Origin of the sequence: Citrobacter sp. UYEF32 (genome assembly GCF_040546205.1) — a bacterium.
Lineage (GTDB): Bacteria > Pseudomonadota > Gammaproteobacteria > Enterobacterales > Enterobacteriaceae > Phytobacter > Phytobacter diazotrophicus.
In genome coordinates, this window is sequence record NZ_JBEPNI010000002.1 from 622,105 (window position 1) to 646,372 (window position 24,268).

Here is a 24,268-nt window from a genome sequence, read left to right on the forward strand (position 1 = left end):
AGATTGAAGTGGAATTTAGTTCAAAGTGGTTTTATGTTTTATTTGCCGCTTGCATATTTGTGATTATTGTCGTTGTTCGTGACTTGCGAGAGAGTTTTATACCACTCATAAAGAATGGGGCAATGCAAGACTCGGTAATGAAAAAAGGAATCGCAGTTAATGCGGATATTGTTGCGGCCCAACAAACTTCCATGTGGGATGGTGGGAAGCCTGTCTATCGGATAACGGTTAAATTCAAAACTCGGGAAGGGGATGAGTTTGAAGCCAGTATCTTGAGACCGCTTACTTTTGAAGAGATTGATCGTTTTAAGGCAGGAAATGGCACGACCATAAAATACGATCCAAAAAATCCGAAACGCATCGCCATCTATGACAGGCCATTGATTTTGGGTGATAACTAGCGCGACAGTGATATTTTGAATTTCTGCTTTTAATTTTGTATATTTCTTTATGCATTTACATGGTCTATATATTCAATGAATAAAACAAATTGGCATAGATAGCCAATGCTTATCGAGTCCAGATGATGACTACTTTTTCAGAACATTCAAATTTAATAGCGTTGGGCGTGATACTGGTTTTTATTTTTATCTGCCTTAAGGGATTGAAGGGGCAAAAAGAAGATGTTACAGAAATAAGATACTGGTTATCGAGAGATAAATGGCAGGGCGAGGTGACGACGGCAACATTGCGCGAGTGGAAACAGACTTCCACTACGCATAATTTTGATTATTTCTTTATTGTTACCTTTGATGCAAATCTGGAGGGTGGGGTGAAACAATATAAAGCGGCTGCCGCGCTAAAAGTATCTGAAATCTCCCAGCTTAAAAAAGGGATGCCCATTGTGATTAAATATCAGGGTGTTCCGCCACAGAAAATAGCAGTACTGAGCATGCAAGCTGAGCATTGATGATAAATATGAGATATGTTACAGATGTCATCGTATTCGCCGTCCTGGCTTTTTTTGCCTATGTTATTGTGTCTTTGCTTATCAGGGATATCAGGAATGCAAAATTAAAATCGCATATCCGCAAGAATGGTGTGCTTGCACAGGCTGAAATTTTGAATGTTGAAGCCTACACTGGAAAAATTTCAGATTATACAAATATTAAACTACATTATAAGTTTACCACTGATGAGGGTGTTGATATCGTTGGAACAGGAAGTGCGGTTATTTATACTTCTGATTTAAGACAATATCAAATAGGGAAGTTTTTTGATGTTACGTACAATAAAGATAATCCGTCTCAAGTTGTTATGGAAATAGAGAATGCATCTTTAAAACGTCGGCGGCGATGATTTTAATAAAATTATTGGTTGCAAAGGCACTGAAAGGGTTCCTGGCGTACAGCCTGGCCCTTGAGATGAAAATAAAGAAAACATCTGGCTGCATGCGATTGTAAATCAATAAAATGGTAAATTGGTTGGCCATTAAAATAAAATTCATATGAACATTCTTATCAATGTTATGAGTGACCCTTTCTTTATTTCTGGATTGATTATCACCCTTGCGGGACTGTGGTCTGCCGTTGCTTTTTTTAAGCAGTATGGGGTACAAGCGCGGTTATTGCGAGACTGGGTATCACGCGAAGAATGGGCCGGGAAAACCATTCATGTTCCTCTGGAGTCCTGGCAGCGTACCGGTACGAAGCGTGGCGAGTATTATCTTTACGAATGCTATTTCTTTGCGGATTTCGCTAAAAAGAGAAAGAAATACCGTGCCAGGGCCGCTGTTAAACCCAATGATATTCATAAACTGAAAAAAGGGTTAACCCTGACGGTAAAATACAGTGATGACAAACTGCCACGGATTGCAGTAATGAACGTGTTTGACTAAGCTTTTCTGGCTGCGTTTATTCTGGAAATAACTCTGCGTATACACGAAAGGTCCAAATTAATGGAATTTTTTGACACTTACTGGTATCTGCTGCCCATTGGGATATTTTCAGCCGTCTTTTATATTATCTACCTTAGCTTGCGCGATAACCTTATTGTTTATATTAAAGACTCCTTTAGGCAAGCATCAGTGCTTAAAACCGGTATTGGTGCCAATGCGGATATTATTGTTGCCAGGCAAACGGGGATGTGGGATGCAGAAAACCCTGTCTATTTACTGACGGTGAACTTTAAAACCCGTGAGGGGCAGGAAGTACAGGCAAGCTTCTATACATCTATGAACTTTGAAGAGAGAGAACGCTTTAAAGCCGGTAATGGCACCACCATCAAATATGACCCCAAAGACCCGAAAAGAATTGCGTTATACGATCGGCCACTCATATTAGGCGAATAAGGTATTACGGATGAAGATTATTAAACCTTTGCGCCTGAGCGTGCTCCATCGCCCTTTCCGCTGGCAGGGTAAAAATCATCTTGGCGTGTCGGTGATGGCGCTGACCGATATGGGGGAGGCCCCAACACTGCGTCCGGAGATGGAGCTCTGGCAGCTTGCCGCCAGTGAACTGCAAACCAGCGGCGGCGTTATTGATATGGCGATGCCGAAAACCCGTGCAGAATTCCTGGCCACCGGCTATGCCTATACTCACCACCAGCAGGAAAAAACGGCGGTGATGGCGCGGGTGGATATCGACAATCTCAGTAAATCACTGGTGGTGTTTGGCGACCGTTTCTGGTCGGGCAGCAAAATGACCCCACCGCAGCCTTTTGGCGACATGCGTCTGGACTGGACGCGCGCCTGGGGTGGTGCAGGCTGTGAAGAAAACCCGCATGGGGTGGGGTTTTGCCCGGAAAATCATCAGGGACAAAGCCTCCACCGCCTGCCGAACATTGAGCCCCTCCACGGGCGCATGACCTCGCCAAAACAGAGGCCGGAGCCTGCGAGCTTTGGGCCGCTTGATCTCTCCTGGCCGCGTCGCTTTCGCCGGATGGGCAAAAACTATGACGCCGGTTGGTTGCAGAACGATTTTCCCGGCTTTGCCCGCGACATCGACTGGACGGTATTTAATGCCGCCAGCCCCGATCAGTGGTGGGACAGAGACACCCTGCCTGAACAGGCGTCGTGGCGTATCTGGAATATGCACCCGCAAAAACCTGTGCAGGAAGGCACCTTGCCGCCCTGGCATGCGCGCTGCTTTATCAGCCGGTTGCGCCAGGAGGAGATCCTGTTTGAAGAGATAACCCTGCGCGCAACCACCGTCTGGTTTTTCCCGCATCTGGAGCAGATGGTACTTATCTGGCAGGGGCATATCCGCATTAATGAAGACGACGCGGCGGATGTTTTGCACTTAATGCCCGCGCTCGAAAAAAACGGTGCCGGGCGTTCGCTCAACCACTATCGCAAAGTCCTCAGCCAGCGCCTGGATAAAGAAAAAGGGGCGTTGTTCGCGTTTCGCGAAAAGGATCTGCTGCCGGAATCGCTAATCGGCCCGTGGCTGGACAGTGAGGTGCAGCAGACGCCGAGCCCGATGCGCGACAACATAAAGAATCGCGAAAAGCTGCTGCGTGAACAGTACCGGGAAAGGCTGGAAGCAAACGGGCGCGACATTGGCGACCTGCTCGGCAACATCGAAGAGCCTGAGATGCCTGCCCTCGATGAATTGCCTGAGTTTATGGAAAAAATGGAGCGTCAGGCGCAGCAGATACAGGCCGATGCGGAGCAGCGCAAACGCGAAATGGAAGCGAAATATCCGCACAGGGATGACCAAATGCCGCGCGGGCCGGAATCACTGCATCGCATGCAGGAAATGCTCCACCGCAACAGCGACCTGATGAGTGAGAAAAAGCGCGAGCAGGCGAGCGAGGCGCTGCATCAGATGTATCTGGCGGCTGTGGCCCAACAGCCCCCCGCCGTACGCCTGACAGGTGACCTTGCACAGATCATCCGCCAGCGTGCCGGACGTACATTCGCGCAAGGGGGCGATTTTAGCGGTATGGATCTCACCGGCGCGGACTTTTCCGGTATGGATCTCAGTGGTGCGAATTTCACAAAGGCGCTGCTGGAATGTGCTGATTTCCGCAACAGCAAACTGGATGACGCCTGTTTTGCCGGGGCGATGCTTGCCCGTACGCAATTTGGGCGCGCCTCATTACAACGATGTGATTTTACCGGGGCAAGCCTGGCGCTTGCTCAGTGTCAGGATAGCGATTTTAGCGGTGCACGCTTTAAAGAGACGCAGACACAAAATGCCTTATTCGAGGCGTGCATCTTCGATAACGCCAGCCTGGATGGATTGCTGTTACGCGAAACCGGGCTGAGCCGCTGTCGTTTCCACCACGCCTTGCTGGACGGCTGCATTTTTATGGAACTCACCCTGGCCGAACCCGATTTTCACGGTGCGCGGCTGCATAAATGCGCGTTTATGCAATCGGTGCTGGTGGCCGCAGTGTTTAGCGAAGCGCGGCTGGATAGCTGCTCCTTTGTCCAGACTCAGGCGGAACAGGCAAGTTTTGCCGGGGCCACTTTAATCGCTACCGCGATAGCGGCCGAAAGTACTTTAGCGGGCGCCGACTTCCGCCAGGCTTCGCTCATCCAGTGCAACCTGCGTCAGACGCCGCTCGCCGGCGCGCAATTCACCCTGGCGAAGCTGGAGAATTGCGACCTCAGCGAAGCGGATTGCCGCGCCAGCCACTTTGGTCAGGCAAACCTGATGGGGAGCCTGTTTGTGCGCACTGATTTTCGCGATACCGATTTCACCGATGCCAACCTGATGGGGGCGTTGCTGCAAAAAAGTCAGCTTGGCGGGGCCAATTTTAGCGGGGCGAATCTTTTTCGCGCCGATCTCTCGCAGGCGTTCATCAGCGATACCACCCGCCTTGATGGGGCATGGACGAAACGCATCAAAACGCTGCCGAAGCGCGATGGAGAAGTGATATGACGATGCTCACCGCAGCACAATTGCAACAGCGGGTGAAAGGCGGCGAGCCGGTCAGCGAAGTCTCCCTCGACGGGCTGGATTTGCAGGGCTGCGATCTCTCCGGCGGTATTTTTCAGGAGGTCTCGCTGGAGGGCGTGAACCTGCAAGGGGCCAATTTGCAGGAAACGGCGTTCACCGAATGTGCGTTAAACGGAGTAAACCTGCGGGGAGCCCGGTTAACCCAGACGGTGTTTAATCAGTGCGAAATGGCGAACCTGCGGGTGGAGGAAACGCCACTTGATGGATGTATCTTCAACGACTGCACGCTGACGGGTAGCCATTTTACGGGCTGCTCGCTACAGACCGTGCAATTTATGCACTGCGCGCTGGCAGACAGTCACTTTGATCGGGCAATACCTGAACGCAGCGTCTTTTTTGAATCACCGCTGGCTCATGCCCGCTTTGCCGGGTGTCGTTTTCTGCTGACCACCTTTTATGGCATTGATTTGCGTACAACGGTGCTGGAGGGCAGTCAGTTTGAACGGGTGGTCTTTTTCGACTGCGATCAGCGCGGGAAAGATTACGCCCGGCACGGCTTTACCGGCTGCCAGTTTACCGACAACCAGTTAGACGGCGCGGATTTTAGCGGCGCGCAGCTTACCCAGTGCAATTTTAAGGGGGCGTCGTTACAGACCGCGCGGTTAAACCAGGTCAATGCAACCCAGGCGCTGTTTATGGAAGCGAATCTGCGCGGCGCGCAGTGTCGTGGCAGCGTTTTTGATCAGGCTATTTTTGTCGGCGCCACGCTTGAGCAAGCCGATTTCAGCGAGAGCCGCCTGTTTCAAAGTATCCTGCAGCAGGTGAATGCTGTCGGTGTGCGTTTTACCCTTTGTGACTTGACCTACAGCGATTTTACCGGTGCCGACCTGCGTCTGGCCGACCTGCGCGGCGCGACCTTTTCCCGCACCCGGATGCATCGGGCAAATCAGGAGAATGCCCAGTTCACCGGGCGTCAGGGCATTCTCGAATATGACGAAGAATTATTGGCTGCTGAGGCCTGGAGCCTGCAGCGCCAGAGCCGCCGTTGAGGAGAGATAATGAGTAAAGTCAACCATCTGATGGCCCAACCCATACTGCCGCCCGTACAGGCATCGGCGGTGGTGACCCACTGCTTTGCTGACGGCAGCCTGACGGTAGAAAGCGAAGGGCGTGGCTGGCATTGTCGCCGTGCCGCGAGTTGTGTTATCGCACCGCAGACCGGCGATACGGTGTTGATTGCCAGCGTAGAGCGCCAAATCTGGCTGCTGGCGGTACTGGAACGGGCCAACCCGCAAGTTGCGGAGCTCAGCGTGCCGGGCGATCTGCATATTCGTAGCGCAGGGGAGCTAAGCCTGAGTAGCGAGGCGCTCCGTGTCACCGCCGGGCAGGGTGACTGCCATATCGACGAGATGAAATACAGCGGCGAGAAACTCTCGGCGTGGGTCAGCCTGTCGCGCGTTGTTGGCAAGCGGGCAGAATCTGTCTGGCAGACCGTCACCCAAATCAGCCACAGCCTGTTTCGCACGACCAGACAGACCGAGCAGGTTCGCGCGGGGCAACTGGACATGAAGGCTGAGGATTATGCGCGCCTGCATGCCCACAACACGGTGATCACGTCCAAAGCGATCACCAAAGTCGATTCTGAACAGATTCATATGGGATAAGGAACCGCCATGTTTGCGAACTGCCAGCTTTTCGGGGTTGATTTGGCCTTTCCGGATGTCTGCCTGACGCCCATGCCCGCCCCTACGCCCATTCCCTATCCGGATATTGCGCTGGGGCCGACGGCAATCCCCAATGCTTTTAATATCCTGTTTATGGGGATGCCTGCCCACAATATGGCGACCATCACGCCACTGACCAACGGCGATAACCCCGGCGTGGCAACAGGCGTGGCCTCTGGGACCGTGATGGGACCGTCCCGGCATTTAACCGGTGCGTTTACCGTGCTGCTAAAAGGCACTCCCGCCACGCGATTGACCAGCGTGAGCCTGCAAAACTCCACCAATGCGATTGGTATGCGTATCGTGCCGAGCCAGTTCAAAGTGCTGATGCTGGCGCCGTAATAACGGGACAGGATGGTATTAAGGGATGAATATCTCGACATTTGAAATTGTGAATGTTGTTGTAACGATAGTGCTGATATGTCTCTTTTTCGGGCTGGCAAAAAGAGTAGCGCGTAACCTTGAGCGCAAAGAGCAGGACATTCTGACTAATGGCAGCGATGTCAATATCACCATTTTATCCATGAAGCAAAGTGGGTTGTTTATTAATAACAACCCGGTGATTGAAATGTCATTACGGGTAGAACAACCGCAGTTTAATAAAAGCTGGCTGGTCGAAAAGCATAATGAAACGGCGTGGTTAATCGCCGTTGCAGCTTATCAGGTGGGGAATGTTTATCAGGGTAAGCTAGGGCAAAATGACAAGAGCCTGGTCTTTGTAAAAGACGGTAGCGGCAAACCGCTGCCTGCGATACAGCAGTAAAGAAAGACAGGAAAGGGACAATCGTGATCGATTTACATTCTGATATTCGGGAAATAGAGCGTTATGCAAAACAGTATGAGCACTATATTCCGTTTACTAACGCGCGGACGCAGCACCGCATGCTGTATGACTACATTGCACATCCACTGGTAGATGACCCGCAAGAAGCCGCGTCGACAAAATGGTATGACACGCCTGATCAGGTCAAGCCGCTGAATATCTGTCGCGACAGGGCCATAGGCGCGCTTGTCGGGCTCGCCGTGGGCGATGCCGTGGGCACCTCGCTGGAATTTATGCCTCGTGACCATCGCGCCGTGACGGATATGGTGGGTGGTGGGCCATTTCGCCTGAAACCCGGCGAGTGGACCGACGACACCTCTATGGCCCTGTGTCTGGCTGAAACAATGCTGGAGTGCAAATATGCCAGCAGGCAATGTTTCAGGGACAAGCTGGTGAAGTGGTATCGCGAGGGCTATAACAGCGTTAACGGTGTCTGTTTTGATATTGGCAATGCGACCCGTTATGCCCTGGAACAATATGAGATTAACGGAGCGGACTGGTTTGGTAATACGGCCCCGGAAACAGCGGGAAATGCATCCATTATTCGATTAGCGCCTGTACCGATCTATTTTCGTCGCAATTTCGCTCAGACATTCTATAACGCGAAAATTCAAAGTCAGGCCACCCATTGTGCGACCGAGGCTGTAAGTTCCGCACATTATCTGAGTTGCTTACTGCTTCTGCTGATTAATGGGTACAACAAAGAACGTGTATTTTCCCCGCAAATGATGCCGTTAGAGCCGCGGGTGCTGATCATCAACGCCGGTGAATATAAAGAAAAAAGCCGCGACCAGATCCGCTCCAGTGGCTATGTTATCGATACGCTGGAAGCGGCCATGTGGGCGGTATGGCACACCGACAGTTTCCGTGATGCCATCTTGCTGGCGGCGAACCTTGCCGATGATGCCGACAGCGTGGCGGCGACGGCCGGACAACTTGCCGGTGCTTTATATGGCTGGTCGGGGATTCCGCAGGAATGGAAAGAGAAGCTGGTTCAGCATGACCGCATTGCCTCAATGGCCGCGGCGTTATTTGACCAGGCGCCGGATGAGGATACGCCGACGGAATAAAATAGTGGCATGACTGAGGTTGATAATAACCTCGGCAGATAGCCAGGAACACGGTCTTATATTGTGCCCGATACAGAGCGATAAATATAACGGCCAGTACAGAGTGGCAAATACAATTTACCTCACCAGACATCAAAATTTAGTAAAAATACCGCAATCTTAGCGGGTGGATTTTCTCTATCGAATGGCATTTGCGCTGACGATTTCAGCGCGTTGCTACTTTTAACGGAATGAACCTTATGCTCAACCGTATTACCGTGCAGCTTCCGGTCGAAGGGCTGCTGTTCTGGAAACTGTCAGGGCGTGAAGCGCTGTCAGAACCTTATGCACTTGGCCTGACGCTGCTGGGCACCGATGCGCGCATGGATCGCAGCCAGCTACTGGGAAAGGCCGTCACTGTGACTGTCCCGACGCAGGATATAACATCGCCGCGCTACTTTAATGGCAAAGTGACCCGCGTTGCGGTGAGCGCCGTGGAGCTGTCCGGCACCCGCTACGCGGTCTATCAACTCAGCGTTGAATCCGACTTATGGCCAATGCAGCGTGACCGTAACCTGCGTATTTTCCAGGGGCAGACGGTACCGCAAATCGTCAAAACGCTGCTTTCTGAAAACCAGGTCAATGTCGAAGACAAGCTGACCGGCAGCTATCGCGTCTGGGACTACTGCGTACAGTATCAGGAGAGCAGCTTCGACTTTATCAGCCGCCTGATGGAACTGGAGGGCATCAGCTACTTCTTCCGCCACGAGGCGGAGCGGCATGTTCTGGTGCTAACCGATGCGGCGACCCAGCATCAGCCGTTTGTCGGTTACGAAACCATTCCTTATCACGTGACACCGTCCGGTGGCAGTACGGATGAAGAGGGGATCAGCCAGTGGGCGCTGACCGACAGCGTGACGCCGGGGATCTACAGCCTGGACGATTATGATTTCCGCAAGCCGAATGCCTGGCTGTTTCAGGCCCGGCAGAACCCGGTCTCACCACAACCGGGCAGTATTGATGTGTACGACTGGCCGGGGCGCTTTGTCGAACATGATCATGCGGATTTCTATGCCCGCATCCGCCAGGAGCGCTGGCAGGTGGAGCATCAACAGATTCATGGTAGCGCCACGGCACTCGGCATCGCGCCGGGTAACACGTTTACCCTCTACAACGCCCCCTTTTTCAGCGATAACGCGGAATACCTGACCACCGAGGCCAACTACTGGCTGGAAGAGAACAATTATGCCAGCGGTAGTGGCTCGCAAACGATGCACCGCATTGATTTCACGGTGATCCCCTCCACCGTTACATACCGCCCGGCGCAAAAATCAGCCTGGCCGCGTACCTATGGGCCACAGACCGCAAGAGTCGTCGGCCCGCAGGGGGAGAGCATCTGGACCGATCGCTATGGCCGGGTGAAGGTGAAGTTCCACTGGGACAGACTGGCGAAGGGCGACGATACCAGCTCCTGTTGGGTGCGTGTCTCCAGCGCCTGGGCGGGGCAGGGTTTCGGCGGCGTACAGGTGCCACGCGTCGGTGATGAAGTGGTGGTCGATTTTATTAACGGTGACCCGGACAGGCCGATCATCACCGGGCGCGTCTATAACGAAGCCAGCATGCCGCCGTGGGCGCTCCCCGCCGCCGCCACCCAGATGGGGTTCCTCAGCCGTTCGAAAGATGGTTCTTCTGACACCGCCAACGCCCTGCGTTTTGAAGATAAAGCGGGGGAGGAGCAGGTGTGGATCCAGGCCGAACGGAATATGGACACCAACGTTAAGAATGACGCCACGAGCACCATCAACGGCAATAACAGCCACTATGTCCGTAAAAACGAGCTATTACGTGTGGAGACCAACCAGACACTGGTCACCAAAGGGAAGTCTCTGGTATTAACGGGCAAAGATAAGCTGGAGGCGGTATCTGAACAGTATGTGGTCAGTTCGGGTACACGGCTACTATTGGCATCCGGCGAAAGCGCTATCGAACTGCTGGCTAACGGTACGATCAACCTGATTGGTAATGACTTTAACTTTTTTGTAAAAGGCGACGGGCATATCACGACCAAAGGGAAGTTGTACCTGAATGCGGATGACGGCAAAGCCGGGGTCGACGCGCCGGGTGAACGCCTGAAAGGAGATATCGATAAGGCGGTTGAGGAGTATTTCACGCCAGGAAAGGAAAATAAAGCGGGAGGGGCGGTTCCCGGTGCGGCGGCTGGCGCCCCCAAAAACAGTGCTAAACCGGTCTCCAAACCCGCCGTAACGACGGGGTTCGGTGATGATGTTGACCAACTGGCATCAAAATCCCCGACGCTAACGAATGATCTGAAAAAACTGAAGGACGATGGCTGGACCCTAAAAGAGGGTAATGAGGGATGGGGGACGATGGCTAACCGTAAGACCCAAACGATCACGGTAGATAAGGGCGCGTTGAACGACCCGGCACGAACTGTACAACTGCTATCGCATGAGAGCGGCCACGCAATGTATACGCCCAAAGATGATTTCTCTTCCCGTGATGCTTACCTCAACAGTAAATTAAGTGATGAGGGGGCGGCTACACTGAACAATATTAAAGTTCAGCGAGAAATCCTCGCCAACGGGGGGCCGGATATCGGCATTTCGGGCAATCCGGCCAACCAAAAAAGCTATAATTCGATTTACGATTCAGTTAAGAGCGGAAAGATGACAGAAACGGAAGCGCAGTCGAAAATCGGCCGAATCTTCGGACGAGGCGAACAGACATCGGTGACCGGCCAGGACTACGAAGATTATTATGGAGGATGGTATGACAAAAATTACCCGGCTAAATAAAGCCTGTGCCATCATATTCGCTAATTTACTCATGACAGGAGTTGTCGAGGCAAAAATGCAAAACGAAGATCTCTGGCAATTTATTTCTCATCTCAGCACATCTGTTAAAACCGTTAACGTGAATACCATTAACCGCTTCGCCTTGCCGGTTACTGAGGTGTCACAAAACGATAATTTTGTCTTCTATACCAGTGATGCAGTAAAACTGGCCAGCGGTGCAACGCTGTCGGCATTCGACCTGCGGGTGAATAAAAAACCAAACAGTAAAGTGTTGTTTGCGTTCGATTATGCAGGGCAATGTGTCTCGCTGGGCGAGGTACGTCAGCACTATGCGAAAATGGACATTACCGATACGCCGCGTGGACATTCGGTCCATGAAGTCACCAGTCATACCGCTGCAATTGGCGACGGCCAGGAAGTCACCTTTAGTTTCGCCGAAACGAATCCGGACTGTTTAAGCAGTGTGGTGATTACCCGCGAGAAATAACGTGTGATTCAGGCTGACATCTGCGCAGCCTGAAATCTTTTTGTTGTTTATGCACGTTTAACATCCCTCTTTTTATCTGGATTGCTGTTTTTAAGTGAATGCCCTTTGCATTCATCTCAGCGATTGCAGGCGAATTATTTTCATTAAAAGGCAAATGATGAAATATCACCTCCAGGAAGGTTCCTTTCAGCTTTTCCCGGCTGCATGGCAGGACACCAGCATGACGCTTCTGCGCGATGACGAAAGTGGGTTATCGGTTGTTGTCAGCCGTGGCCCCATTCCCGAAGGCAGCGATGCCGAGAAAGAATTTCATCGCCAGTGGGATCAACTGCGCGCACAAATGGGCGAAGTGCAGCAGAGCGCGTTTACCCGCGTGCTTGTCGGCCCACAACAAAATATTCGTGCCGTTGAGGTTGAAACCGCCTTCTTACGCGCTGACACCCGCATCTGGCAGAAGCAACTGGCGATGCAGGCGGTTGATAAACCCATGCTGCTTATTTTTACCTTCTCTGCATTGCGTCCATTTACCGAACAGGATGCAGAACACTGGAATGCCCTCAAACAAAGTCTGACGCTGAATAACAATCGGAATGTATAAGCGATGAGTGACAAGCACGCAGCCCGTAAGGGTGACGATATCATCCATTCAAGTATCTTCGCGGATATCACCAGTATTGTGGCCGAAGGGGTCGCTTATGCTGCGATTGGGTCGGCGGTAGCCGGGATCGCGGCGGTTGCGGCACCCTTTGCCGGGGCGGGTCTGGCGGCGGCAGGGCTGGCTGCCGTCGGTTCCAGTTGCGTGCTTGGCGGCATTATCGGGGGGATCCTCACCAACGTGCTGGGTAAGGCGGATGATATCTCCAATGCGGCCAATAAACTGGGGGACTGGATTTTCCCTCCTTCTCCCGCCGGAAAAATTGACAACGGTTCGCACAACGTCCTGACCAATAAGCTGCCCGCTGCGCGCGCCGCCGGTATGCTCACGCCTGCCGGTACGCCACCGCCACCGGAACCGCAGCCACCGGAAAGTTTTGCCGATTATGGCGGCATGCTGCTGTCGATGGCCGCACAGTTTGGCAGCAACATGTGGCAACCGCCGGTTGCATCCGCTGCCGAAGGCACCACGGCGCTGGAAGAGGACAAGGTGAAGTGCGAGAAACACTCACCACAGCAGTATCTGGCGGAGGGGTCAAAAAGCGTCTTCATCAATAACCAACCCGCCGCACGCGCCAAAGACCGAACCACTTGTGAAGCCACCATCTCAGAAGAGGTCTCACCCAATGTCATCATTGGCGGTGAAACACTCACCGTCCGGGATATTAAAAGCGGCAAGTTTCCGGGCCTGACGGTCATTATGGCGGCGACAGCCCTTTTCCGAGGACGTTTCGGTACCATCCTCAAATCAATGCCTTGTGCGCTGGCTTCCGCCGCCGGGGGCATGCTGACGGATATGGCGATTAACGCCGTCTTTGGGTCATCACATCCGGTTCATGCTGCAACTGGTGTGAAAGTCCTGAACGATGAGACAGAACAGGACTTTAGCTTGCCAGGGCGCTTTCCACTGGTCTGGCAACGTAGTTACAACAGCCTTACCCGCCGCGAAGGCCTTTTTGGCCTGGGCTGGGCCACCGCTTTCGACGGCTACTTACAACGGGAAGGCGATAACGCCACCTGGTTTGACGACACCGGGCGTGAGCTCACCTTTACGCTGCCTGCCATTAACGAAGCGCTTTACAGCATCAGTGAAGGGTTAATCATCCGCCGTAACGAGCAGGGTGATGTTGCTATTGCCGATGACGATGGTGCTGTGTGGCGACTGTTCAAGCCAACACGCTCTGACCCATCAATATTGCGACTGGCATCGCTCAGCGATGAGTACGGCAACATGCTGGAAACCGGCTGGGATGAGCATGGGCGGCTGGTGCGTATTCATGATGCCCCCTGTGCCATTGATGTCTCGCTGTTTTATGGCGATGAACGTTTCCCGACCCGGGTTACCGAGGCCCGCCATTCGGATGGTCAGCAATCCTGGCTGCTGACACGCTGGCGCTATGACCATCGTGGTCAACTGGCTGCTGTCGAAGATGCGACGGGCGTGGTGACGCGTGAATTTCGTTATAACGATGACGGACTCATGGTCTGGCACCGTATGCCTGGCGGGCTGGAGAGTGAGTATCGCTGGCAGAAATTTGACCACTGGCGAGTCGTGGAAAACCGTACCAGTAGCGGAGATGGCTGCCGCTTCACCTACGATCTGGCCGCGGGATTAACCACCGTTGAACAGTATGACGGACACAAGCGTCAACACTACTGGAATGCGCAGGCTTTAATCACCGCATTTGTCGATGAACGTGGTGAACGCTGGGAATTCGAGTGGAATGACGACGAGCAACTGACCCGGCGCGTTGATCCCCTAGGCCATGCCACGACCTTTGTCTACGATGACATGGGCAACCGTATCCAGGAAATCGATCCGGACGGCAATATTCAGACGACCCAGTGGCTGGTGCAGCGCGCGCTGCCGACGGCTATCACCATGGCCGATGGCGCCACCACCCGTTTTTATTATGATGAGCACCACGGGCTGGCGCGCATCGTCGATCCATTGGGGCAGAGCACATTGCTAAAGCGCGACGCTTTTGGCCAGGTGGTGGAAGAGGTGGATGCGGCAGGCAATACGCGTCGCCAGGAGTATAACGAGGCCGGACAGATTATCCGCGAGACGGACTGTTCGGGGCGTATCACCCGTTATCGCTTTTACCCGCTCGGTTGGCTGCAGTCGGTGAAAGCGCCGGACGGTGAAGAAACCCGCTATCACTATGATGCCGCAGGTCGCCCACTGCAACTGGAGCGGGCGGAGGGCTGGCAGGAGTCTATCGGCTGGAACTCACGTGGACTACCGGAATACCATATTACCCCGGACGGTAAGCGCCACGAGTTTAGCTGGGATGACGCAGGCCGGCTGGTGGCAACCCGTAACGCGCTAGGGGAAGAGGTGCGCCGTCGCTGGGACAGCCGCGACAGATTAACGGCATTGCAAAATGAAAACGGGGAAGCGTATCACTTTGAGTGGGGTGCGGATTCGCTGCTGCTTGCTGAAACAGGGCTGGACGGTGTCGCAACACAGTATGAATATGATGCCTGCCGACGCACTGTGCGTCGTACTTTCGCCGCCGGGCATTCACAGGCTTTAACGCATGCATTTCGCTGGGGCAAGGCGGGCCAATTGCTTGCCCGCAGCACGCCGGAAGGGCAGACCCGTTATCACTACTCTGCGAATGGGCAGGTTACGCGAGTGGCGTTACATCCCCCACTGGGTGATGACGTATGGAGTCAGGAAGCTGAACAGGAGCTGATCTTTACCTATGACGCGCTAGGACGTGTTATCAGTGAAGAGGGTGAAAACGGCAGGTTGGGCTGGACTTATGATGCGCTGAACAACCGTACATCGGTGGAGTTACCCGACGGGCGTCATCTGAAATATTTCTATTACGGAAGCGGGCATCTGCTGAGCCTGGCTCTCGATAATCTGCCGATAAGCGACTTTACCCGCGATGAGTTACACCGGGAAGTCGGCCGTACGCAGGGATTGCTGACAAGCCGCAATGAATACGATCGTCTCGGACGCATCCATCGCCGGGATGTGTTCACCGGCAATGCGCAGCGCCCGGCACCCGCACGCTGGTCACGCCGCTGGGATTGCGACTACCGCAACAATCCGGTGCGCGAAGAGCGTGATGATGATCCGTTCAACTGGTGTAACTGGAAATATGACAGCGCCGGGCGTCTGCTGGAACAGGACGGCACGTCCCCCGGAAAAGAGCAGTGGCGCTGGGATGCGGCGGGTAACCCGCTGGATAACAGCCTGCAGCAGTCTGTTCGCCATAACCGTCTCACCTGCTTAAATGGCATTCAGTGGAGCTATGACATTCATGGGCGGACCACCGAAAAAGACAACGGGCAGACACGCTGGCACTATCGTTACGACGGCGAGCACCGGTTAACCGATGTGGTGGCCGTACCGAGGGATCGCAACAAACCACAAACGCAGGTCAGTTTCCGCTATGACCCGCTCGGCCGGCGTATCAGCAAAACACGCCAGCAGACGCTGGGGGGCAGGCCGGTAGGAAAGCAGGTGACGACACGTTTTCTGTGGGAAGGTTTTCGCCTGTTGCAGGAAATTCACGACGATGTGCCCCTGACTTATGTCTATAGCGACGCGGAAAGTTACGAACCGCTGGCGCGTATCGATGGCACGAAGGATCCGGCTATCTTCTGGTTCCACTGTCAGCCAAACGGTACGCCGGAACGGATGACGGACCGTGAAGGACATATCCGCTGGGAAGGGCAGAACAGCGCGTGGGGGAAACTGCTGCACGAGTCGATACCGCAGGAGACGGGCTATGCGCAGAACCTGCGTATGCAGGGGCAATACCTGGATCGTGAGACCGGGTTGCACTACAATTTGTTCCGTTATTACGACCCGGATAGCGCCAGGTTTACCCAGCAGGACCCGATAGGGCTGGCGGGGGGGATTAATCTTTATGCGTATGCGCCGAATGCGCTGGGGTGGATCGATCCTCTTGGTCTTAAATGTTCTCATTCAGCAAAGAATCCGAAGGAATTCCACGCAGCTATAAATGATAAGTGGGGTCATAAAATGACACCCGCTGATATGAGAGAAGTACAAAAGACAATTGACAATATTAAATTAAATAGACCTGCTTATTCTCGGGATGGCATACCATTTGAGAATAATTTTAAGATATCACCTGATAGTCAACGCCTTAATACTGGAAGTGGCCCCTATAGAGAATGGACTGTAAAAACCCCTGGTGTTGGAAACCGAGGGGCCAGGCGCATTGTTGTTGATACAAAAACAGGTCAAGCATACTATAGTCATGATCATTACAACTCGTTCATAGAGATAGATCTTGGAGGATGGAAGTAATGAAAATAATTACTTTATCTGTTGATTTTAAAGAAATAAGTAATGCTGCTGAATTTCATGATAAATTTAAGCAGCTGTTTGGTTTTCCTGATTTTTATGGTAACAATTTTCATGCGTTTATTGATTGCCTTACCAGCTTGAGAATCCCGGAAGAAGGAATGACATCTATAAATATAAAGCAGAATGAATATATATTACTTGAAGTTAATAATATCAATCAGTTGCCTGATAATCTTAAACACGATTTTCTCTTGTCAATACAAGAAGTAAATAGTAGAAGTATTTTATTTGGTGAGAAGGCCTCTATATTATTACTGCTTTGTAAGTCTTAAAAGTAACAACAAAAAAACCGGGTAGAAAATTAAATCTTCCCGGCTTTTTTATTATTTAATCCCTGTTCAATCCACTAAACAAGCACGTCTTTAATTCCCTTAACCACCTGTTCAGCCTGGTAAAGTTGTTCCCTCAACTCCTGCACCTCGTTACCCTTTGCCATCAGTACAATACATCCCTCCGAGATCTTCACCGTCACGCCCCGCCCGGTGTCAAATCCCGCCTCTTTCAGCCAGTCACCTTTAAGGTGCAGGCTGGGACTGCGCGAATATCCGGTAAGGACTTTGGTTTTACGGTTGGTGCGGCAAATGCTGACATAACCGACTTTAAGACAGCGCTGTGTTTTGGGTATGATATTTTTGTATTTAACATGTTGATTAGATAGTAAAATAAGCATTGTTCACATAGTTCAATTTATCGGGGTATGGTGTTAGCGTATGAACTATAACGTGGTGATTTCAGGGATGTACGACCGAAACTGGCGGTATGATCCAAACCTTAGTTAGATTGTATGTTCTGACCCGATAGGGCTGGCGGGGGGGATAAACCTTTACCGGTATGCGCCGAATGCGTTGAGCTGGATCGATCCGTGGGGGTTGGCATTAAAGGGGGCGACTTTACAGGGAGCCCAGATCTCTTCCCAATTAATGAAACAAAACAGAATATTGTAACTATTGCAATGCAAGTAACTGGAGCTAGAGATTTCACCGAAGCTTTCAAGTTGGCTGGTATTTCTAAAAGTGAAGCGACCGGATATATATAGCATCATGTCGATGATTTTGATCCAGTCACACGAAAGACAACCATGCAAATAGTGAAAACATTTGCACATGAAGCTACTTCCCACATAAGGCTTCAGTCTCACAATTCGAAAAACATTTTGGTGTTAAATATGGTTCCCAGGAAGCTATTGCTGTCTCTCATTCCAAGAGCCGGTTGAAAGAACGTGTTCCGAAAAATTACGAACAAGCTGCCACAATTGAGGTGTAGAATTATGAATCATTTCAGTAAATGTGAAAAAAAAATCGGACGCGCGGATATTGGTAAAGTTGAGGAGAAACTATCTATCATCCTTCCTGAAGATTTTGTTTTACATTATTTACAATTTAATGGTGGCGTTCCAGATAAAAATTGGTGGGACAGTGATGATGACTTTGAGCCAATAGAAGTGGCAAGTTTTAAACCGTTTGTTTATAATAATTACACAAATGAAGATCCAAAATCTTTAATCGATGGTTGCTACATCACTATGTTGGAAAGAAATGTCATCCCTAAAAATCTATTTCCTTTCGCAAATGACTGGGGTGGGAATTTCTTCTGTTTAGATTTGGATAATTACTCTATCATATATTATGCAACCGATTCTTTTGATGAAGATTTGACTGTGCAAGAGAATCACATAAACCTTCAAAGGTTTCTGACAAATTCATTTGGAAACTTTATTAATGGATTGGTAAAGGAAGTGGATATTACTTAAAAGATTTTTGAAAAACATTTCACCCCATTATCTAATGGGGTATGATTGTTGCGAAACTTATTTGCTTGTAAAGTTCTATGGTAAACTGCAGGCCTTTTAATTCAAGGTAATCAATACATAACGCGGATGCTCACATTCCAAGATTTTTGGGATACCTCCCGTATAATTAATGTGAGATTTTATGAATATCAGACATGAATATAATGAAGCTTTAAATAAGCTAGAAGCTGATGTTAATGATGGTTTGAGAGATTTAATAAAAATATATTGTGTGGCTATTGATTCTTTTGACAACGACATTGTTGACTCTATTGCTTTATACGTGATTGAGATGGGAAATAAAGATACGTGTCTATATCTGCAAGAAATATTATTAGAAAAGCAAGATCCTTATTTAGTAAAGGAATTTAATTCATGGATAAAACAAATAATATTAAAATAAAAGCCGGGAAATAAATTAAACCTCCCGGATTTTATTTTTTTAACTCTCGTTCGGCACACTAAACGTTTCGTTCCACATCCTCTTAAATAATTGTTTAAACTGAAAAAAGTTACCTGCGCAGTTCCTGTGCTTCGTTGTTATCCGCAAGTAGGATCAGGCAGCCTTCCATCTGTTGCGTTATTATGACCCGGATAGCGTCAGGTTTACCCGGCAGGATCCGACCGGGCCGACGGGGGATAAGCCTTTACCGGTATGTGCCAAATGCGTTGAGTTGTGGGGATCACCATGGGGTTAACGGCCTGTGGTGCCGGAAGCGCTAAACAGTCCGCGAGAAATATGTCTTTTGTGGACTGGATTAAAGCGAAAGCAAAAAGTATGAATAATACCCATGTGTATATGGGGTATAAAGACGGTAAACCCGTGGATGTGGGTATAAGTAATGATGTGGATATTCGTGCTGGATAACATAGTGATAGATTCGATAAATTAGTTCGAATTACCGAAGAATCACTGAATCGAGGGCATGCTCGGAGTATAGAACAGTAAATTATTCATAATAATCAACGCTTTGAAAATTCCATCAATTGTATTAGCCCGACGAGGAAGTTATATTCAGATGCTGTTTCGTGGGGCGAAAATTGGCTTAATAACAACGGAGTTACTATAAAATGGCCGACAAGTTAACTGTAATGTCAGGAAATAAAAAGCAAAAAAAATGGCCAGAGGCAGGTGATGTTTTTTATTTTCAATTGAGCGATGGTCGGTTTGGTTATGGCATGGTCGCTTTAGGGAAAATAGATGTCGGCCCATTTAAGAATGCTATTGTCATATATATATATGATAATTTCACATCATCTCTCGGTGAAGATATTGTATTGAATAAAGAAAGATTGTTATTGCCGCCAATTATTACTGATGCTTCATGCTGGAAGAATGGATATTTTGTAACATTAAAAAATATAGATCCAAATAGTATGGATATCTATCCTGAACATTATTTCAAAAACCCGATAAGAAATAAGATTTATGATCATCATGGTACAGTAACTAACTTGTTAATTGATGGAATACCCGTAGATGAAGAGTCAATTCAATTCCATAGAAGTATTATAAAGTCTATAGAGTATGTATTAAATTAACACGAAAAGCTGGGACAGATTTTGAATCTTCCCGGCTTTTTATTATTTAACCCTCAAGCAAAACACTAAACTCCTCGCTCAGTTCTTGTATCTTGCTGTTATCCTCCGGGGGATAGTACATTTCTCAGAAACTACTATGATGACGGTCCACCCGGTCTCAAGTCCTGCCGCTTCTGGCCAGTTTGTTTGAGAAGCTGGCTGTGGCTGAATGAATAACCGACGGGGGCTCCGTTATTACGACCCGTATAGTGTCAGGTTTACACAGCAGGACCCGGGCTGGCAGGGGGGATAAACCTATACCGGTATGCGCCGAATGCGTTGAGTTGGGTGGATCCCTGGGGGTTATTATGTAAGTCCGCATATAGCGGAAGACGAGGCGTAATTAAAGCTAAGGCAGATTTGAAAAAAATGGTTTTACTGTAATTACTGAAGAAGTCACAATGAAAGTGAATGGTAAGAGGATAAGAGCTGATATTGTGGCGAAAGATGCAAATGGTAATTATCATGTCTTTGAAGTAAAAAATGGTAAAGGTAGGTTGACGAGGGGGCAGAAAGGTTCAGGTGTATACGATAAAGGGGCTGCGAATACGAATGATGGTTTAGGTGGTGGTGGAATCAGTCCATCAAAAGGCACTAAAGAGCAATTTGAAGTCTCTACAAATGGGCCTAATGGTATACCTGTAGATGGAAAGGTAAATATTGTCGATGCAACGTTCTGGCTTCTCCGATATTAAAATAAAGGTAACCCATGTCATTGAAAGAGTTAAGATATGAATTTGAGAGTCGACTTGATTTTTATCTGAAAAGTATGTTTGATGGACAAGAAGGCGTTAAGCTTGGGAAAAATAAGGTCACAATAAAAAAGGGTAAATCTACTGCTCATATTGATTTTGTTTTTCTTAATAATTTACATGCTTATGGAGCTATAATTGTAGTTAAATCACCGACTTTAAAATCAGAACTCGATACATTTCATCCACCATACAAATCAAATTTACCGAATGATGAATATATTTACTGTATATCTACAATGGGTGAAAAAGATGGTTGTCCATTATTGCCATCGACAGAAGATGGGATTGAAAAAACCTGTAGATTATTACTTGATAGATTAAAAAACGCTCAGCTTCCGGCTGTTTTTAATTTATTGGATGTGAATGAAGATTTGGTGTGGGATATAATTAGCCATCCTAAATATTATTCATATCCATTCTTACTCATATTGCTAGCAATTAAGAGAAATAATATATCTAAAAATGATATAGATGGTGATGTATTATTCAGCGAAAAAACATTAGGGTTTAATAGTGATAAGGATATTAAATTGGAATTTAATAAAAAATCTTTCAAGAATATTTATAATAAAAGCCGGATAAGAAATTAAAATTTTCAACTTGAATGTACGAACGAAATTCATAGCCTGATCTGCCAACAAGGGGGATTCATAGCCCTGACCCGATAGAGTCGGAAAGGAGGATAAACCATTTGCTGGCGTTACGACATTCACGGCCGCACCGTGTAGAAGAATAAGGGTCAGACGCGCTGGCACTATCGTTACGACGGCGAGCACCGGTTAACCGATGTGGTGGCCGTCCCGAGGGATCGCAACAAACCACAAACGCAGGTCAGTTTCCGCTATGACCCGCTCGGCCGGCGTATCAGCAAAACACGCCAGCAGACGCTGGGGGGCAGGCCGGTAGGAAAGCAGGTGACGACACGTTTCCTGTGGGAAGGTTTTCGCCTGTTGCAGGAAATTCACGACGATGTGCCCCTGACTTATGTCTATAGCGACGCGGAAAGTTATGAACCGCTGGCGCGTATCGATGGCACGAAGGATCCGGATATCTTCTGGTTCCACTGTCAGCCAAACGGTACGCCGGAACGGATGACGGACCGCGAAGGACATATCCGCTGGGAAGGGCAGAACAGCGCGTGGGGTAAACTGCTGCACGAGTCGATACCGCAGGAGACGGGCTATGCGCAGGACCTGCGTATGCAGGGGCAATACCTGGATCGTGAGACCGGGTTGCACTACAATTTGTTCCGTTATTACGACCCGGATAGCGCCAGGTTTACCCGGCAGGACCCGACAGGGCTGGCGGGGGGGATAAACTTATATCAGTATGCACCGAATCCGTTATCGTGGATCGATCCGCTAGGTCTTAGCAAAATTCATATTGGATATGTTTTTCGTGCGTTGACTAAAGGACAGAAAAAATGTGCGCAGGGAGGGGGGAAGATTCCGCCAAAAGATCCTCATGCCGACTATTCTGTACAGGAGCATATTGAAAATGGAAAGCTATCAACTCAACTGATATCTACTACGAAAAAAGAAAGCACCGCAGATTTTTATAATTAAAATGACAGTAAAGTAAAAATAGATTTATCAAAAATATCAGATAATGAAATTATTGATGTTAGTAATGGACAAGGATTATCTGGTAAGGCTTCTCGATATGCCAGGAAAGATAAAGAAGTAATCCTGACTAACGGTATCCCATCTGGTTCGTATGAGATTATTAAATGAACGAAGAATTATTTTCTCAATTAAAAAACTTATCAAAAAAACTGAATGATTTTTATAGTGAAGAATATCTATCTGAAGAGGATGAATATCTTGCAAATAAAGAGATAAAATCTGAACTTATTGAGTTTATTATAAAATCAAATGACTCAAGTGAGTTTTTACTTGTGCAGAATGCGTTGCTTCTCCTTTTTGATAACACAGGTTGTCAGGAAGATTTTGAAATATTGGATGAAATAATTTCACCATTATTTGAAAAAAAATATTCTTGATGATAAGTTACTGGAGAAATACTGTAATAACTCTCCTCTATCAAGATGGAGGTAATAACATAATAAAAACCGGGTAGAAAATTAAATCTTCCCGGCTTTTTTATTATTCAATCCCCGTTCAGTACACTAAACATCCCGTACTTAATTCCATTAACCACCTGTTTAGCCAGGTAAAGCTACTCGCGCAGATCCTGCACCTCGTTACTCTCCGCCATCAGCACAATACACCCCTCCGAGATCCTGACCGTCACGCTCCGCCCGGTCTCAAATCCCGCCTCTTTTAACCAGTTGCCCTTGAGGGTCAGGCTGGGGTGGGATGAATAGTAGGTTTGGTAATGTTCCGTCGGTTTTCGTGGCGGACTCTGACATCGCTGACTTTGTAGCGACGCTGTGTCTTGGAAAGGGTGACTTCTGGCTTAGAATAGCTCGGTGCAGATAAGGGAATATCAGGGTGTGGCGGTAGCGTGTCTGTAGGATGCAGGCCTTTTTAGCATGTTACGGTGAAAACTGACGGTACGATTGGCGCAGGGGAAAGAACTGTTCCGATGACCCGGTAGGGCTGGCGGGGGGATAAACCTTTATCATTATGCGCCGAATCCTCTGTCATGGACCGACCCGCTTGGTCTTTAATGTGGTTTAGCCAAACAAGGCGAAGATTTATATGTTGGTACATATGGTCAGGTACGAGGAGGCAACCTTAGATCTGGTCTTAATCCAACACATACTCCTCATCATGCAGTTCCAAATGCTGCCAGCCCCTACAACATATAGTAGAGGCATTACTATTAACTTACGGAAAGATCTTCATGAGTTAATTCGTCCGAATAAAAAGTTATGGAAAAGGCTGGAGACTTAAAGATGACTAAAGATGAAGCGTTACAATTTTTGCTAGAACATCAGCCAATGCCATCGGAACAACTCCTGACACAGGAGCTTATTAATAAATATGATGATGTTAGGAAATATTTTATTGAAAATCCTGCTAAAGAAGCTATACCGCTATTTATGCAATCATATGGAGATGGGGATGGTAGGGGAGTATATCAAGTAGTTGAGGATGTTTTTTATGAATGTGATATTAACGATGTTGTAATATCTATTTCAAATATACTTGAAAACCCTCTTACAGCTAAAGGCGTCAGATATTGGGTAACTCAACTTGCAGCTTCATATCCTGATAAAAGGCTAATTAATGGATTGAATATATCATTAGCATCAGATGATGGTGATATCTCTGAGGCAGCAATAATTGCTTTAGATATTATTAAATAAAAATAAGCCGGAGAAATATTGTACCTTTCCGACTTTTTATTATTTATTCCCGTTCAGCTCACTAAACCAGTACATACTTAATCTCCTTAACTACCTGTTTACCCAGTAG

Annotated in this window: 25 protein-coding genes and 6 pseudogenes; 28 read left to right on the forward strand and 3 right to left on the reverse strand. The window is 48.9% G+C overall.

Annotation, left to right across the window (positions count from 1 at the left end):
* The first annotated feature begins 8 nt into the window (after window positions 1-8).
* The 16 genes from ABIB59_RS07350 (at window position 9) to ABIB59_RS07425 (ending at window position 17,032) form a co-directional block, all read left to right on the forward strand.
* Window positions 9-401, forward strand: coding sequence for a DUF3592 domain-containing protein (locus tag ABIB59_RS07350; protein ID WP_107223414.1), 393 nt, complete (start codon window positions 9-11; stop codon window positions 399-401).
* 122 nt (window positions 402-523) lie between these two features.
* Window positions 524-910, forward strand: coding sequence for a hypothetical protein (locus ABIB59_RS07355; protein ID WP_354034741.1), 387 nt, complete (start codon window positions 524-526; stop codon window positions 908-910).
* Window positions 910-1,299, forward strand: a complete 390-nt coding sequence (locus ABIB59_RS07360; RefSeq protein WP_354034743.1) for a DUF3592 domain-containing protein — start codon at window positions 910-912, stop codon at window positions 1,297-1,299. Before ABIB59_RS07355 ends, ABIB59_RS07360 begins: the two co-directional genes overlap by 1 nt.
* A gap of 148 nt (window positions 1,300-1,447) precedes the next feature.
* Window positions 1,448-1,837 (forward strand): hypothetical protein, encoded by a 390-nt coding sequence (locus ABIB59_RS07365; RefSeq protein ID WP_335257337.1) that lies wholly within the window; start codon window positions 1,448-1,450, stop codon window positions 1,835-1,837.
* A gap of 60 nt (window positions 1,838-1,897) precedes the next feature.
* Window positions 1,898-2,290 carry a DUF3592 domain-containing protein gene (locus tag ABIB59_RS07370; RefSeq protein ID WP_071195239.1) on the forward strand — a complete coding sequence of 131 codons (393 nt, stop codon included), beginning with the start codon at window positions 1,898-1,900 and terminating at the stop codon, window positions 2,288-2,290.
* A 10-nt stretch (window positions 2,291-2,300) separates the two neighbouring features.
* Window positions 2,301-4,832, forward strand: a complete 2,532-nt coding sequence (locus ABIB59_RS07375; protein ID WP_354034745.1) for a DUF2169 family type VI secretion system accessory protein — start codon at window positions 2,301-2,303, stop codon at window positions 4,830-4,832.
* A complete protein-coding gene (locus ABIB59_RS07380) occupies window positions 4,829-5,899 on the forward strand; it encodes a pentapeptide repeat-containing protein (protein ID WP_334748403.1) in 1,071 nt (356 codons plus the stop codon). Before ABIB59_RS07375 ends, ABIB59_RS07380 begins: the two co-directional genes overlap by 4 nt.
* A gap of 9 nt (window positions 5,900-5,908) precedes the next feature.
* Complete coding sequence (locus ABIB59_RS07385) at window positions 5,909-6,514, forward strand: DUF3540 domain-containing protein (RefSeq protein ID WP_039079464.1); 606 nt, start codon at window positions 5,909-5,911, stop codon at window positions 6,512-6,514.
* 9 nt (window positions 6,515-6,523) lie between these two features.
* Window positions 6,524-6,916, forward strand: a complete 393-nt coding sequence (locus tag ABIB59_RS07390) for a DUF4150 domain-containing protein (RefSeq protein ID WP_107223419.1) — start codon at window positions 6,524-6,526, stop codon at window positions 6,914-6,916.
* Between the two features lie 25 nt (window positions 6,917-6,941).
* The gene (locus ABIB59_RS07395) at window positions 6,942-7,337 is read left to right on the forward strand and encodes a hypothetical protein (RefSeq protein ID WP_223886922.1); all 396 of its coding nucleotides are present in this window, start codon (window positions 6,942-6,944) and stop codon (window positions 7,335-7,337) included.
* 23 nt (window positions 7,338-7,360) lie between these two features.
* Window positions 7,361-8,467, forward strand: coding sequence for an ADP-ribosylarginine hydrolase Tri1 (tri1, locus tag ABIB59_RS07400; protein WP_354034749.1), 1,107 nt, complete (start codon window positions 7,361-7,363; stop codon window positions 8,465-8,467).
* A gap of 239 nt (window positions 8,468-8,706) precedes the next feature.
* On the forward strand, window positions 8,707-11,262 hold the full coding sequence (locus ABIB59_RS07405) for a type VI secretion system Vgr family protein (RefSeq protein ID WP_354034751.1): 2,556 nt from the start codon (window positions 8,707-8,709) through the stop codon (window positions 11,260-11,262).
* The gene (locus tag ABIB59_RS07410) at window positions 11,237-11,749 is read left to right on the forward strand and encodes a hypothetical protein (protein ID WP_132438843.1); all 513 of its coding nucleotides are present in this window, start codon (window positions 11,237-11,239) and stop codon (window positions 11,747-11,749) included. The genes ABIB59_RS07405 and ABIB59_RS07410 overlap by 26 nt, the downstream gene beginning before the upstream one ends.
* A 157-nt stretch (window positions 11,750-11,906) precedes the next feature.
* Complete coding sequence (locus ABIB59_RS07415) at window positions 11,907-12,347, forward strand: DcrB-related protein (RefSeq protein WP_039079427.1); 441 nt, start codon at window positions 11,907-11,909, stop codon at window positions 12,345-12,347.
* Window positions 12,348-12,350: 3 nt separating this feature from the next.
* Complete coding sequence (locus ABIB59_RS07420; RefSeq protein WP_354034753.1) at window positions 12,351-16,700, forward strand: RHS repeat-associated core domain-containing protein; 4,350 nt, start codon at window positions 12,351-12,353, stop codon at window positions 16,698-16,700.
* Complete coding sequence (locus ABIB59_RS07425; protein ID WP_317087579.1) at window positions 16,700-17,032, forward strand: barstar family protein; 333 nt, start codon at window positions 16,700-16,702, stop codon at window positions 17,030-17,032. The genes ABIB59_RS07420 and ABIB59_RS07425 overlap by 1 nt, the downstream gene beginning before the upstream one ends.
* A 74-nt stretch (window positions 17,033-17,106) precedes the next feature.
* Here the strand turns inward: ABIB59_RS07425 and ABIB59_RS07430 are convergent, their stop codons facing one another.
* Window positions 17,107-17,430 carry a SymE family type I addiction module toxin gene (locus ABIB59_RS07430; RefSeq protein ID WP_354034755.1) on the reverse strand — a complete coding sequence of 108 codons (324 nt, stop codon included), beginning with the start codon at window positions 17,428-17,430 and terminating at the stop codon, window positions 17,107-17,109.
* Between the two features lie 121 nt (window positions 17,431-17,551).
* On the opposite strand from ABIB59_RS07430, the pseudogene ABIB59_RS26345 reads away from it, so the two are divergent.
* The 3 genes and pseudogenes from ABIB59_RS26345 to ABIB59_RS07440 form a co-directional block, all read left to right on the forward strand.
* A pseudogene (locus tag ABIB59_RS26345) lies at window positions 17,552-17,635 on the forward strand (RHS repeat-associated core domain-containing protein); the annotation flags it as partial.
* A gap of 392 nt (window positions 17,636-18,027) precedes the next feature.
* Complete coding sequence (locus ABIB59_RS07435; RefSeq protein ID WP_354034757.1) at window positions 18,028-18,510, forward strand: SMI1/KNR4 family protein; 483 nt, start codon at window positions 18,028-18,030, stop codon at window positions 18,508-18,510.
* 181 nt (window positions 18,511-18,691) lie between these two features.
* A complete protein-coding gene (locus ABIB59_RS07440) occupies window positions 18,692-18,952 on the forward strand; it encodes a hypothetical protein (RefSeq protein WP_317087583.1) in 261 nt (86 codons plus the stop codon).
* A 39-nt stretch (window positions 18,953-18,991) separates the two neighbouring features.
* Here the strand turns inward: ABIB59_RS07440 and ABIB59_RS26350 are convergent.
* Window positions 18,992-19,118 (reverse strand): annotated as a pseudogene (locus tag ABIB59_RS26350) (SymE family type I addiction module toxin); the annotation flags it as partial.
* Between the two features lie 119 nt (window positions 19,119-19,237).
* On the opposite strand from ABIB59_RS26350, the gene ABIB59_RS07445 reads away from it, so the two are divergent.
* The 7 genes and pseudogenes from ABIB59_RS07445 to ABIB59_RS07470 all read left to right on the forward strand — a co-directional run bounded on the left by ABIB59_RS07445 (window position 19,238) and on the right by ABIB59_RS07470 (window position 22,887).
* Window positions 19,238-19,417: a hypothetical protein gene (locus ABIB59_RS07445; RefSeq protein ID WP_354034759.1), complete on the forward strand. Its 180-nt coding sequence runs from the start codon at window positions 19,238-19,240 to the stop codon at window positions 19,415-19,417.
* 203 nt (window positions 19,418-19,620) lie between these two features.
* Complete coding sequence (locus ABIB59_RS07450; RefSeq protein ID WP_354034761.1) at window positions 19,621-20,091, forward strand: Imm26 family immunity protein; 471 nt, start codon at window positions 19,621-19,623, stop codon at window positions 20,089-20,091.
* Window positions 20,092-20,320: 229 nt separating this feature from the next.
* Window positions 20,321-20,436 (forward strand): annotated as a pseudogene (locus ABIB59_RS26355) (RHS repeat-associated core domain-containing protein); the annotation flags it as partial.
* A 95-nt stretch (window positions 20,437-20,531) separates the two neighbouring features.
* Window positions 20,532-20,825 (forward strand): hypothetical protein, encoded by a 294-nt coding sequence (locus ABIB59_RS07455; RefSeq protein WP_108701509.1) that lies wholly within the window; start codon window positions 20,532-20,534, stop codon window positions 20,823-20,825.
* Between the two features lie 14 nt (window positions 20,826-20,839).
* A complete protein-coding gene (locus tag ABIB59_RS07460) occupies window positions 20,840-21,475 on the forward strand; it encodes a hypothetical protein (protein ID WP_354034763.1) in 636 nt (211 codons plus the stop codon).
* Window positions 21,476-21,574: 99 nt separating this feature from the next.
* Window positions 21,575-22,261 (forward strand): annotated as a pseudogene (locus ABIB59_RS07465) (RHS repeat-associated core domain-containing protein); the annotation flags it as partial.
* Window positions 22,262-22,614: 353 nt separating this feature from the next.
* Entirely contained in the window at window positions 22,615-22,887 is a 273-nt protein-coding gene (locus ABIB59_RS07470; protein ID WP_354034765.1) for a hypothetical protein, read from the forward strand.
* 107 nt (window positions 22,888-22,994) lie between these two features.
* On the opposite strand, the pseudogene ABIB59_RS07475 reads toward ABIB59_RS07470, so the two are convergent.
* Window positions 22,995-23,332, reverse strand: a pseudogene (locus ABIB59_RS07475) (SymE family type I addiction module toxin).
* Between the two features lie 93 nt (window positions 23,333-23,425).
* Between ABIB59_RS07475 and ABIB59_RS26360 the strand changes: the two are divergent.
* A pseudogene (locus ABIB59_RS26360) lies at window positions 23,426-23,514 on the forward strand (RHS repeat-associated core domain-containing protein); the annotation flags it as partial.
* A gap of 231 nt (window positions 23,515-23,745) precedes the next feature.
* Complete coding sequence (locus ABIB59_RS07480) at window positions 23,746-24,159, forward strand: hypothetical protein (protein ID WP_108701506.1); 414 nt, start codon at window positions 23,746-23,748, stop codon at window positions 24,157-24,159.
* Window positions 24,160-24,268: the final 109 nt, after the last annotated feature.